The sequence below is a fragment of the Saccharopolyspora sp. ASAGF58 genome, assembly GCF_012277335.1.
Taxonomy (GTDB): domain Bacteria; phylum Actinomycetota; class Actinomycetes; order Mycobacteriales; family Pseudonocardiaceae; genus Saccharopolyspora; species Saccharopolyspora hattusasensis.
Genome location: NZ_CP040605.1, coordinates 1401758 through 1414335, shown reverse-complemented (window position 1 = coordinate 1414335; position 12578 = coordinate 1401758). Strand labels below are relative to the sequence as shown.

Annotated in this window: 10 protein-coding genes and 1 tRNA gene; 7 read left to right on the top strand and 4 right to left on the bottom strand. The window is 70.3% G+C overall.

Going from position 1 to position 12578, the window contains the following annotated elements; all coding sequences use genetic code 11:
* Positions 1–5: 5 nt before the first annotated feature.
* Together FDZ84_RS06445 and FDZ84_RS06440 are read right to left on the bottom strand one after the other, a co-directional pair.
* On the bottom strand, positions 6–374 hold the full coding sequence (locus FDZ84_RS06445; protein WP_371812798.1) for a methyltransferase domain-containing protein: 369 nt from the start codon (positions 372–374) through the stop codon (positions 6–8).
* Between the two features lie 7 nt (positions 375–381).
* Positions 382–454 (bottom strand) — tRNA-Arg (locus FDZ84_RS06440).
* A 239-nt stretch (positions 455–693) separates the two neighbouring features.
* Between FDZ84_RS06440 and FDZ84_RS06435 the strand changes: the two genes are divergently transcribed.
* A complete protein-coding gene (locus FDZ84_RS06435; protein ID WP_168585141.1) occupies positions 694–1611 on the top strand; it encodes a cation diffusion facilitator family transporter in 918 nt (305 codons plus the stop codon).
* Between the two features lie 39 nt (positions 1612–1650).
* On the opposite strand, the gene FDZ84_RS06430 is transcribed toward FDZ84_RS06435, so the two are convergent.
* A complete protein-coding gene (locus FDZ84_RS06430; protein ID WP_168585140.1) occupies positions 1651–2322 on the bottom strand; it encodes a DUF305 domain-containing protein in 672 nt (223 codons plus the stop codon).
* A 3-nt stretch (positions 2323–2325) separates the two neighbouring features.
* Positions 2326–3111 (bottom strand): DUF3105 domain-containing protein, encoded by a 786-nt coding sequence (locus FDZ84_RS06425; protein ID WP_168585139.1) that lies wholly within the window; start codon positions 3109–3111, stop codon positions 2326–2328.
* Positions 3112–3323: 212 nt separating this feature from the next.
* Between FDZ84_RS06425 and argS the strand changes: the two genes are divergently transcribed.
* The 6 genes from argS to rho all read left to right on the top strand — a co-directional run bounded on the left by argS (position 3324) and on the right by rho (position 12539).
* On the top strand, positions 3324–4985 hold the full coding sequence (argS, locus tag FDZ84_RS06420; RefSeq protein ID WP_168589851.1) for an arginine--tRNA ligase: 1662 nt from the start codon (positions 3324–3326) through the stop codon (positions 4983–4985).
* A 68-nt stretch (positions 4986–5053) separates the two neighbouring features.
* Positions 5054–6475 (top strand): diaminopimelate decarboxylase, encoded by a 1422-nt coding sequence (gene lysA, locus FDZ84_RS06415; RefSeq protein WP_168585138.1) that lies wholly within the window; start codon positions 5054–5056, stop codon positions 6473–6475.
* Positions 6472–7776, top strand: coding sequence for a homoserine dehydrogenase (locus FDZ84_RS06410; protein WP_168585137.1), 1305 nt, complete (start codon positions 6472–6474; stop codon positions 7774–7776). The genes lysA and FDZ84_RS06410 overlap by 4 nt, the downstream gene beginning before the upstream one ends.
* 20 nt (positions 7777–7796) lie before the next feature.
* Positions 7797–8861: a threonine synthase gene (thrC, locus tag FDZ84_RS06405; RefSeq protein ID WP_168589850.1), complete on the top strand. Its 1065-nt coding sequence runs from the start codon at positions 7797–7799 to the stop codon at positions 8859–8861.
* On the top strand, positions 8858–9784 hold the full coding sequence (gene thrB / locus FDZ84_RS06400) for a homoserine kinase (RefSeq protein ID WP_168585136.1): 927 nt from the start codon (positions 8858–8860) through the stop codon (positions 9782–9784). The genes thrC and thrB overlap by 4 nt, the downstream gene beginning before the upstream one ends.
* Before the next feature lie 781 nt (positions 9785–10565).
* Complete coding sequence (gene rho / locus FDZ84_RS06395; RefSeq protein ID WP_210435451.1) at positions 10566–12539, top strand: transcription termination factor Rho; 1974 nt, start codon at positions 10566–10568, stop codon at positions 12537–12539.
* Positions 12540–12578: the final 39 nt, after the last annotated feature.

Sequence of the window (12578 nt, the reverse complement as noted above, 5' to 3'; positions counted from 1 at the left end):
GGAAATCAGGGGAGGCGGCGTGCGAAAAGGACCGCTTGCGGACGATTCTCATCCGGGACGAGCAGTATTTGGGCCTCGACCATGAACCCGGCTTCCCGCAGCCAGGTTGCCACCTGGTCCGGCCGGCGGCGGTGGACGTGGGCCCTCATCGGGTGGCCAGCATAGCCCTCCGTCTTCAGCCGCGACTCGTCGCCAGCATGAAACATGAGCTGGAGCGGTCCGCCCGGGCGCAATGCGCGGTGGAAGTGCTCGAAGACGGCGGGCACCTCGTCGTCGGGGATGTGGATCAACGACTTCCAGGCGAGCAGGCCAGCCGAAAAGCAGATCCGCCCCTGAGGGCATTCTGCCGACTCAGGGGCGGGTCTCGCTGGCACTGCTATGCGCCCTCGACAGGACTCGAACCTGTGACACCTGCCTCCGGAGGGCAGTGCTCTATCCGCTGAGCTACGAGGGCTTGTCGCTGCGGACGATCGTTAGCTTAGCGCACCCGGCAGATTCCCTTCGAAGGGGGTCGGATTGCCCCTTCTTGCATTTCACCGCACCTTCGCGGAGGAGTTGGAGCAAGGGAACCTTCCGGTCACCGATGGCAGGAAGGTTCCCTTGCTGCGTTCCGGCGGGTGGGGTCGAGCCTTGACGCGTGCATTCATGCATACTTCACTATGTATCTGAGAGGCGGCGTGAGGAGGACGGTCGATGGGTCAGGGGCACGGGCACGGCTCGGCCGCCGATGCGGTCAGCGCATCCGGTCGTTACCTGCGGCGGTTGGTCGCGTCGTTCGCGATCCTGCTCGCGTTCTTCGTCCTTGAAGCGGCGGTCGGCTTCCTCACCTCATCGCTGGCGCTGCTCTCCGACGCCGGGCACATGCTCACCGACGTGCTCGGGGTCGGCATGGCGCTGGCCGCGATCACCGCGGCGCGGCGACCGGTCGGGGACAAGCGGACCTTCGGCCTCTACCGCATGGAAGTGCTGGCCGCGCTCGCCAACGCCGTGCTGCTGTTCGGCGTCGCCGGCTACATCCTCTTCAAGTCCATCGCCCGGTTCCAGGAGCCGCCGGAGGTCGCCGGCCTGCCGATGATGCTGACCGCCGCCGCCGGCCTTATCGCCAACCTGGTGGTGTTCGCGCTGCTGCGGCAGGGCGCCAACGAGAGCCTGAACGTGCGCGGCGCCTACCTCGAAGTGCTCGCGGACACCATCGGTTCCGTCGGCGTGCTGATCGGTGGCGCCGTGACCTGGGCGTTCGGCTGGTACCTGGCCGACCCGATCGTCGCCGTCGCCGTCGGACTGTTCGTGCTGCCGCGAACCTGGAAGCTCGCCCGGCAGGCGCTGCGGATACTCGTCCAGCAAGCGCCCGAGGGTGTGGACGTGCCGGAGCTACGGGCCGATCTCGCCGCGCTGCCATCGGTCACCGAGGTGCACGACCTGCACGTGTGGACCCTCACCTCGGGGATGGAGGTCGCCTCGGCCCACCTCACCACCGGGGCCGACGCCGACCACGGCGGCGTGCTGATCGCGGCGCAGCGCCTACTGGCCGAGCGCTACCAGATTGACCACGCGACCCTGCAGGTCGAACCCGCGGAATGCGCCAAGCGCTGCCAAGCCCTGACCTGGTGATCGCCGCCCGGCGGTGACAGGAAGGTTCCCATGCTCGCGTCAGCGCAGCGGGTGGGCGCCTCGTTCGGAGAGCATGGAGCGCATCAGGTCGCTCTCGCTGCGCTGCGAGCCGAGCATGTTCTTCGCCAGCTCACGTACCGCCGGCAGCGCCGCGTGCGTCGCGCCGTAGTCGGCCATCGGGGCGCCGCCTTCGTGGTGGCGCAGCATCAGCTGCAGGAAGTAGACGTCGAACTCCGGGCCGCGCAGCGACTGCAGCCGGGACATCTCCGCGCTGGTGGCCATGCCGGGCATCGGCCCTCCCGAGGACGCCCCGGCCGCCGCGGGGGCGGTGTGGTCGTGGCCACCGTCCGCCGTCATCCACGTCATCAGCGGGCCGACGGCCTGCGCGGGTTGACCCCACAGGCTGAGCCAGCCCTGCATCCGGCCGATCTGATCGCGCTGGTTGGTTTCGATGTCGAACGCCAGCTGCCGCACATCGACGTCGGCGGCGCGCTCCCGCGCGAGCGTCGCCATGGTCACCGCCTGCTGGTGGTGCACCGACATGTCCTGCGCGAACCCGACGTCGACCGCTGTCGGCTTCGGTTCGGCGCTGTCGAAGGACGGCACCCGGATCAGCAGACCGAGCGCCGCCCCGAGCAGCAGCAGGGCGACCGCGGCCGCGACGGCCACGAAGATGCGGGCCCCGAGCGGCCGCCGCGCCTCAACCGACACCGCTCACTGACCCATCTCGCCGGAAGCCTGGGAGGAGCCGCGGCCGTCCATCGGGACCGCGTCGGGGCCGGGCGGGGTCCCGTCGAACTTCGGCGGGTTGTTCGTGTCGAACGCGCCCGGGTAGGCCTGGCAGGAGCCGCCGATCTCCGGGTAGACGCCGTTGTTGTTCAACCGCAGCGCGGTGATGAACTGGTCGATGCGCTGGTCGTCGGCGCGGTCGACCTTGAGCTGGTGGCCCCACGACTGCAGCGAGATCGCGCTGTCCAGACCCGGGTACGGCGACATCATCGTGTAGGGCTTGGCGTCCACGCGGGCCTTGAGCCGTTCCAGGCCGGGCTCGTCGACCTTGTCCGGGTTGTAGGCGATCCACACCGCGCCGTGCTCCAGCGAGTGGACCATGTTCTCGGTGCGCACCGCGTCCGGGTAGACCACGCCGGTGCAGTCGGCCCAGATGCCGTCGTGCGGGCCGCCGAACGGCGGGCTTTGGTCGTAGGCCACCCGCTGCGCGGCGGTGATGTGCATCTGGCCTGGGTAGTTCACGACGGTAACGCCGGGGATCGTCTTGGACGGGTCCGGGTTCTGCGGCGACGGCTTGAACGCCTCGGCCGCCTGCTCCGCCGCTGCCTGGGCCTGCCGGACGGATTCCTGCCCGGACCACCGGGAGTACGCGTAGCCGAAGATCACGGCCGCGAACACCACCACGACGGTGACGCCGGAGATCAGCATCCAGGGGATCGACCGCTGGTGCACCACGGCGCCGCGCACCGCTTTGTTCTTCCTGTTCGCCATGCTGTTCGCAAACCTCGTCTCGACAAGAACCACCGTGGGGATCCGGCCCGTAAGTGTAGAGATTGCGGGCGCTTCGGGTGGCCGTGCGTCCAATGCTCGCCACCACGTTCTCACATATGAGTGACGATGTGATCACGCGGCGTGGTGTGCCCGGTCTCGCCGTGCCCAACCCGTTGGCTGAGCAGCGAGGACGCATCCTTAGACTGCATAGGGTGACTCCCGCCGCGCTCGCAGAACTGGTCCGCAACACCGCCGTCGAGGTCCTCACCGCCAGAGACCTGGACATTACGGTCCTGCCGGAGGCGGTGACGGTTGAGCGACCCCGCAACCCGGAGCACGGCGACTACGCGACCAACCTGGCCATGCAGGTCGCCAAGAAGGCCGGCGTTTCGCCGCGGGATTTCGCCGGCTGGCTGGCCGAGGCGCTGACCGGGCAGGACGCCATCGACTCTGTGGACGTCGCCGGGCCGGGCTTCCTCAACCTGCGGCTGGCCGCCGACGCGCAGGGCCAGGTCGTGCGCGAGGTGCTGAACGGCTCCGCCGCGTACGGCCGCGGCGACCTGTACACCGCGCTGAAGGTCAACCTGGAGTTCGTCTCGGCCAACCCGACCGGCCCGATCCACCTGGGCGGCACCCGGTGGGCGGCGGTCGGCGACGCGCTCGGCCGCGTGCTGGCCGCGCAGGGCGCCGAGGTGACCCGTGAGTACTACTTCAACGACGCCGGCGCGCAGATCGACCGGTTCGTCCGGTCCCTGGTCGCCGCCGCGAAGGGCGAGCCCGCCCCGGCGGACGGCTACGGCGGCGACTACATCGCCGACATCGCCGCGGCCGTGCTCAAGGCCGAGCCGAACGCCATGGAGCTGCCCGAAGCGGAGCGCGACGAGACGTTCCGCCGCGTCGGCGTCGGGCTGATGTTCGACGAGATCAAGCAGAGCCTGCACGAGTTCGGCACCGACTTCGACGTGTTCTTCCACGAGGACTCGCTGCACACCTCCGGCGCGGTCGCCGAGTGCGTCGAGGAGCTCAAGAAGTCCGGTCACGTGTACTTCTCCGACGGTGCCTGGTGGCTGCGCTCCACTGAGTACGGCGACGACAAGGACCGGGTGCTGATCAAGAGCGACGGCGCGCCCGCCTACATCGCCGGCGACGTCGCCTACCTGCGGGACAAGCGCCGCCGCGGTTTCGACCTGTGCATCTACATGCTGGGTGCCGACCACCACGGCTACATCGCCCGGCTGACGGCGGCCGCCGCGGCGCTGGGCGACGACCCCGCCGTCGTCGAGGTCCTCATCGGGCAGATGGTGAACCTGGTGCGCGACGGTGCGGCGGTGCGGATGAGCAAGCGCGCGGGCACCGTCGTGACCCTGGAGGACCTCGTCGACGCCGTCGGTGTGGACGCGGCCCGATACTCGCTGATCCGGTCCTCCGCGGACTCCGCGGTCGACATCGACCTGGACCTGATCAGCAAGCGCACCAACGAGAACCCGGTCTTCTACGTGCAGTACGCGCATGCCAGGCTGGCCTCGCTGCAGCGCAACGCCGCCTCGCTCGGCATCGGGCGAGGCTCGGTGGACAACGCCGACCTGTCGCTGCTCACCCACGAACGTGAGGGCGACCTGATCCGCACCCTGGGTGAATTCCCGCGCGTGGTGCGCTCGGCCGCCCAGCTGCGGGAACCGCACCGGGTGGCCCGCTACCTGGAGGACGTGGCCGCCGCGTACCACAAGTTCTACGACGCGTGCCGCGTGCTGCAGCCCGGTGACGACCAGGCGAGCCCGTTGACCATCGCGCGGCTGCAGCTGTGCGAGGCGACCCGCCAGGTCCTCGCCAACGGCCTCGGCCTTCTCGGGGTCAGCGCCCCCGAGAAGATGTAGGGCGCTGACGCGAGCCGATGTACGTAACAACGGCCTGTCCAGCAGCAGGCCGCGCGAAGGAGCTATAAATGCGCGCCCATCCCGCCGGGCCGCGGCATGCCGATGTCGTGCCGCCCGGCAACACCGCAGGGCCCGTTCCGAGCACCGCCGGAGAACTCGACCTGCTGCACCCGCACGTGTGGCCGCGCAACTGCGAGCGCGGCGCCGACGGCGTCACCCGGTTCGCCGGGATCGACGTCCGGGAGCTCGTCGAACGCTTCGGCACCCCGCTGTTCGTGCTCGACGAGGACGACTTCCGGTCGCGCTGCCGCGACTACGCCGAAGCCTTCGGCGACCCGGCCGCCGTGCACTACGCCTCGAAGGCGTTCCTGTGCACCGAGGTCGCCAAGTGGGTCGCCGAGGAGGGCTTGAGCCTGGACGTGTGCAGCGGCGGCGAGCTCGCCGTGGCGCTGCGCGCCGGGTTCCCGCCCGAGCGGGTCACCTTCCACGGCAACAACAAGTCCGTCGCCGAGCTGACCGCCGCGGTCGAGGCCGGGGTCGGTTCCGTGGTGCTGGACTCGTTCCACGAGATCACCAGGCTGGACCACATCGCCTCCGAGCGAGGCGTCCGCCAGCACGTGCTGGTGCGCATCACCGTCGGCGTCGAGGCGCACACCCACGAGTTCATCGCGACCGCGCACGAGGACCAGAAGTTCGGTTTCTCGCTGGCCAACGGGCAGGCCGCCGAGGCGGTGCACCGCGTGCTCAAGGCCGACTCGCTGGTGCTGTCCGGCCTGCACAGCCACATCGGCTCGCAGATCTTCGACGTCGACGGCTTCGAGCTGGCCGCGCACCGGGTGGTCCGGCTGCTGGCGGAGCTGCGCGAGGAGCACGGCGCCGACGCGCTGGCCACCGCTTCCACCGTGGATCTCGGTGGCGGTTTGGGCATCGCCTACACCGCCGGGGACGACCCGCTGCCGCCGGCGCAGCTGGCGGTCCGGCTGCACGAGATCGTCGGAAAGGAAGCCGGGAACGCCGGAATCCCGGTGCCGAAGATCGCCGTCGAGCCCGGCCGCGCCATCGTCGGCCCGGGCATGGTGACCGTCTACGAGGTCGGGACCATCAAGGACGTGGCGCTCGGCAGCGACGTGGAACGCAAGTACGTGAGCGTGGACGGCGGCATGAGCGACAACATCCGCACCTCGCTCTACGACGCCGTCTACGACTGCCGTCTGGTGTCCCGCGCCGCCGAGACGCCCGCCGCGCTGTCCCGCATCGTGGGCAAACACTGTGAATCCGGTGACGTAGTGGTGCGCGACAGCTGGCTGCCGGAGGACATTGCTCCAGGAGACCTGCTAGCGGTGGCCGCCACCGGCGCGTACTGCTACGTGATGGCCAGCAACTACAACCGCCTGCCCAAACCGCCCGTGGTGGCGGTTCGCGATGGTCAGGCGCGGTTGCTGCTGCGCAGGGAGACTGAGGACGACCTGCTCCGGCTGGAGGTTGAGTGATCCACGACCGTGAACCGATCAGGGTCGCGCTCTTGGGGTGCGGGACCGTCGGTACCGAGGTGCTGCGCCTGTTGCAGGACCAACCGGAGGAATTCGCCGCGCGCACCGGCGCGCCGATGCTGGTGACCGGGGTGGCCGTGCGCCGCCCGCACAAGCACCCCGACGTGCCCGAGCACCTGCTCACCACCGACGCGCAAGCGCTGGTGGAGGGCGATGTCGACGTCATCGTGGAGCTGATCGGCGGCATCGAACCGGCCCGCAGCCTGCTGCTGACCGCGCTGAAGTCCGGCAAGTCGGTGGTGACCGCGAACAAGGCGCTGCTGGCCGAGCACGGCTCCGAGCTTTACGCGGCGGCCGACGCCTCGGGCGCCGACATCTACTTCGAGGCGGCCGTGGCGGGCGCGATCCCGCTGCTGCGCCCGCTGCGCGAGTCGCTGGCCGGGGACCGGATCAACCGGGTCATGGGCATCGTCAACGGCACCACCAACTACATCCTGTCGGCGATGGACTCCACCGGCGCCGGCTACTCCGAGACGCTGGACGAGGCCGGTCGGCTGGGCTACGCCGAGGCGGACCCGACCGCGGACGTGGACGGCTTCGACGCCGCCGCTAAGGCCGCGATCCTGGCCTCGCTGGCCTTCCACACCCGGGTCACCGCCAGCGACGTCCACCGCGAGGGCATCTCGGCGGTGACGCCCGGCGACATCGCCGCTGCGCGCACCCTGGACCGCACGGTGAAGCTGCTGGCGATCTGCGAGCGGGTGGTCGACGAGGACGGCACCGAGTCGGTGTCGGCCCGCGTGCACCCGGCGATGATCCCGCGCAGCCACCCGCTGGCCGGGGTCGGTGACGCGTTCAACGCGGTGTTCGTGGAGGCCGCGGCCGCCGGTCAGCTGATGTTCTACGGGCAGGGCGCCGGGGGGGCGCCGACCGCCAGCGCGGTGCTCGGCGATCTCGTCGCCGTCGCCCGTAACCTGGTCGTGGCGGGCAAGGGGCCCCGTGAGTCGGCGCACGCGCAGTTGCCGATGCGCCCGATGGGCAAGACCCCGACCCGCTACCACATCAGCCTCGACGTGGCCGACAAGCCGGGCGTGCTCTCGCAGGTCGCGGCCACGTTCAACGAGCACGATGTGAGCATTTCGGTGGTGCGCCAGCAGGGCAGGGGAGCGGAGGCCAGCCTCGTGGTGGTCACCCACACCGCGCCCGATGCGGCACTGAGGTCCACAGTGGACAAGATCGCGCAGCTACCGGTGGTGCGCGAGGTGGTCAGCGTGATGCGCGTGGAAGGTGAATCGTCGTGACGAACGTCCAGGGTGTGCCGGTGCAGTCCGGTGCTGGGTGGCCTGGCCTGATCGAGGCGTACCGGGACCGGGTCCCGGTCCCGGACGGGGCGCGCATCGTGACCCTGCAGGAGGGCAACACCCCGCTGGTGCCGGCCCACCACCTCTCCGAGCTCACCGGTTGCACCGTCTACCTGAAGGTGGAGGGCGCCAACCCCACCGGTTCGTTCAAGGACCGTGGCATGACGGTGGCCATCACGCACGCCCTCGCCGAGGGCAGCAAGGCCGTCATCTGCGCCTCCACCGGCAACACGTCGGCCTCGGCCGCGGCCTACGCCGCTCGCGCCGGGCTGACCTCGGCGGTGCTGGTGCCGCAGGGCAAGATCGCGCTCGGCAAGCTCGCCCAGGCGGTCGTGCACGGCGCGAAGATCCTGCAGGTCGAGGGCAACTTCGACGACTGCCTGGAGTTGGCCCGCAAGACCTCCGCCGAGCACCCGGTGACCCTGGTCAACTCGGTCAACCCGGTCCGGCTGGAGGGCCAGAAGACCGCCTCGTTCGAGATCTGCGACGTGCTCGGCCGGGCGCCCGACGTGCACTGCCTGCCGGTCGGCAACGCCGGCAACATCACGGCCTATTGGAAGGGCTACACCGAGTACGCGGCCGACGGCGTGATCGAGCACACGCCCCGCATGTTCGGCTTCCAGGCCGCCGGTGCCGCGCCGCTGGTGCACGGCCAGGCCATCGCGCAGCCGGAGACCATCGCGACCGCGATCCGGGTCGGCAGCCCGGCGTCGTGGGCCGGTGCGGTGCGCGCGAAAGACGAGTCCGGCGGGCTGTTCGAGGCGGTGACCGACGAGCAGATCCTCGCCGCCTACCGGACGCTGGCCGCGCGGGAAGGCGTCTTCGTCGAGCCCGCCTCGGCGTCCAGCGTCGCCGGCCTGCTGGCCACCGCCGCGGACGGCCGGCTCCCGGCCGGTTCGGTCGTGGTGTGCACGGTCACCGGCCACGGCCTCAAGGACCCGGACACCGCTCTGTCCGGCATGGTCGAGGTCGAGCCGCTGCCGGTGGACCCCGGCGCGGTCGCCACCGCGCTGGAACTGGCATGACCGGACTGCCGGTATCGGCCGTCCGGGTGACCGTGCCCGGCTCCACCGCGAACCTCGGCTCCGGTTTTGACACCCTGGGCATGGCGTTGTCCTTGTACGACGCGGTTTCCGTGCGGGTCGTCGATGGAGCCGCGGGTTCGGCGTGCGTGTCGGTCGAGGGGCAGGGCGCCGCCGAGCTGCCCACCGACGAGCGTCACCTGGTGGTGCGGGTCATCCACAAGGCGTTGGCCGAACTGGGTTTCGCGGCACCGGCGCTGCGGTTGCACTGCCAGAACTCGATTCCGCAATCGCGCGGGCTGGGCTCCTCGGCGGCGGCCATCGTCGCCGGGGTCACCGCCGCCTTCGGGCTCGCCGGATTCGATTTGCGCGACAAGGAAAACGCCGACCGGGCGTTGCAGCTGGCCGCGGTCTGGGAAGGGCATGCGGACAACGCCGCGGCGAGCCTGTTCGGTGGATTCGTCGTCGCCTGGCAGGAATCCGGGCGCTTCCACGCGGTCCGGATGCGGCCGCACCCGGACGTGTCACCGATCGTCCTTGTCCCCCAAGAGGAGTCGTTGACGCACACCACCCGCGGTTTGTTGCCCGAACGGGTTCCGCACGCGGACGCGGCGTTCGCGGCCAGCCGTGCGGCGCTGGCGGTGCACGCCATCACCAGCGATCCGGCTTTGCTGCTGGCCGCCACCGACGACCGGCTGCACCAGAACTACCGCGAGCCGGCCTGGCCGGAAACCATCGCGCTGGTCCGCCGGCTGCGCGCGGCGGGCATCGCCGCCGCCGTGTCCGGAGCGGGCCCGACCGTACTGGCGTTCCCGCCCGGCGGGGCGCTTCCGGCCGGCATTGCGTCCGGCATTGCGCCGAACGGCTTCGACGAGCTGCGCCTTCCGGTCGATCCGGCCGGCGTGCGGGTCGAGCCGCAGGCCTGACCCGGGGCCGTGAACCATGCCGAAAAGCCCAGTTCACGGCCCCGGAACCCGGCGTCTTGCGGCCGAGTGGTACAAAGGAAGTGTCGTCGGCCGCTGGCAGCGGCTCCCGTTGGGTAGTTGTCGACGGCGTGATCTGCGACGGGCATGCCATGCCCAGGGGGGTTGTTGCACCCGGACTACGGGGCGTCTACCCTCAAGGTCAATCAGTCACCGCGCCCAGGGCGCCGGTGCATGCCCGGGACATCGTTTTCCGGGGCGCATCTCCCGCTGTGAATTGAACTCCACCCGGTACGGGTGAAGATCAACTTAGCGAGTCCGGGGCGATCGCGGTGACCGAGGCAGGAGTTGTCAACTCAATTGAGTTCGCTTCGGGACGATCGGCGGTGCACATCCGTTGCCGATGTCGGGGTGGGGGCCTTAAGTTCCACGGTGTGGCCCCCGAGGTGACCATGACGCCGGCTCGACGCCCCGTAGCTTCCCGGTTCTCCACCGGGGCGCAAGGTGAGTCGGGAATTCCTGGAATGAGGCGGCAGCAGGGCGTGCATCGGCATGTGTGGATCGGAGTGGATGCGTCGCACATGGACCACGCGAGCCGGGTACCTCCCACCGCCCGGTGCTGCTGGTTTCCCGAGCCATCGCCGAAATCGGTCGCGCCGCGTGCGCGGAGCTGACCCGAACCGGCAAGAGGGCTGGTAGCACACACCGGCCGCCCGCACTCCAAGAGCGGGCGGGCAATCCGCTGGGTCGCGTAGGAGGCGCGGTCCGGTCAGGAAGGACATTCGTGAGCAACACCGAACTGTTGAGCAGCGAGGCGACGAACGCCTCTTCGGCTGGCCAGCAGGAATCCGAGGCCAACGGCACCCCGCGGCGACGTGGCGGACTCTCCGGCATGGTTCTCGCCGAACTGCGCCAACTCGCGGGGGAACTGGGGATCGAGACTGGTGGTCTGCGCAAGGGCGACCTGATCGCCGCGATCAAGGAGAAGCAGGGCGGCACGACCGCGCCGCGGACCCGCTCCGTCAAGAAGAGCACGGCCCGCGCCGAGGAGATTCCGGCCGCCAGGGCCCACCAGCCGGCGCTGGACGAGACCGAGGCCGCCCCGCGCGAGACCCCGGCCGAGTCCGGCAGCGGCACCAACGGTGCCCGCACCCGTGCCCGGCGCCCGCAGGCCGTCGAGTCCGCAGGTGAGGACGACAACCGGCGCGGTAACCGTCGCCGCCGTTCGCCCGGCCGGGCCAGCGCGGCCGCCGAATCGGGTGGTGCCGACGAGCAGCGCGGCACCGAGCGCAAGCCGGAGGGCCGCGACAACCGCCAGGAGCGGGACAACCGCCCGGACCGGGACAACCGCCTGGAGCGGGACAACCGCCCGGACCGGGACAACCGCCAGGACCGGGACAACCGCCTGGAGCGGGACAACCGCCTGGAGCGGGACAACCGCCAGGAGCGGGACAACCGCCAGGACCGCGGCAACCGGCAGGACCGGGACCGCGACAACCGGCAGGACGACGATGACGACGAGGGCGGTCGTCGGGGTCGTGGTCGCCGGTTCCGTGACCGCGACCGCCGCCGCAACCGCGGCCGCGGCGAGGGCGGCGAGCCCGAGGTCCGCGAGGACGACGTGCTGCTGCAGGTGGCCGGCATCCTGGACGTGCTGGAGAACTACGCCTTCGTGCGCACCTCCGGCTACCTGGCCGGCCCGAACGACGTCTACGTGTCGTTGTCGCTGGTCCGCAAGTACGGGCTGCGCCGCGGCGATGCGATCAAGGGCGTCATCCGGCAGCCCCGCGAGGGCGAGCAGCAGCGGCAGAAGTTCAACCCGCTGGTTCGGGTGGACTCCATCAACGGCCTGGAGCCGGACGCGGCGAAGAACCGCCCCGAGTTCCACAAGCTGACCCCGCTCTACCCGAACGAGCGGCTGCGCCTCGAAACCGAGCCGCACAACCTGACCGGCCGGATCATCGACCTGGTGATGCCCGTCGGCAAGGGGCAGCGCGCGCTGATCGTCTCGCCGCCGAAGGCCGGTAAGACGATGGTGCTGCAGGCGATCGCCAACGCGATCACCACCAACAACCCCGAGTGCCACCTGATGGTCGTCCTCGCCGACGAGCGTCCGGAAGAGGTCACCGACATGCAGCGCTCGGTCAAGGGTGAGGTCATCGCCTCCACCTTCGACCGGCCGCCGTCGGACCACACCACGGTCGCCGAGCTGTCCATCGAGCGGGCCAAGCGGCTCGTCGAGATGGGCCACGACGTGGTCGTCCTGCTGGACTCGATCACCCGACTGGGCCGCGCCTACAACCTGGCGGCCCCGGCGTCCGGGCGAATCCTGTCCGGTGGTGTGGACTCCACGGCGCTGTACCCGCCGAAGCGGTTCCTCGGCGCGGCCCGCAACATCGAGAACGGCGGCTCGCTGACCATCTTCGCCACGGCGCTGGTGGAGACCGGTTCCACGATGGACACGGTCATCTTCGAGGAGTTCAAGGGCACCGGTAACGCGGAGCTGAAGCTGGACCGCAAGCTCGCGGACAAGCGGCTGTTCCCGGCGGTGGACGTCGACTCCTCCAGCACCCGCAAGGACGAGATCCTGCTCTCGCCCGACGAGCTGGCCGTCACGCACAAGCTGCGCCGGGTGCTCGCCGCGCTCGACGCGCAGCAGGCGCTGGAACTCCTGCAGGACCGGCTGCGCAAGACGCGCACCAACATCGAGTTCCTGATGCAGGTCGCCAAGACCACCCCGGGCAAGGACGACGACTGACCGGTTCCCACCGGCTGTCCCGTTCCGCGCGACGGCAGG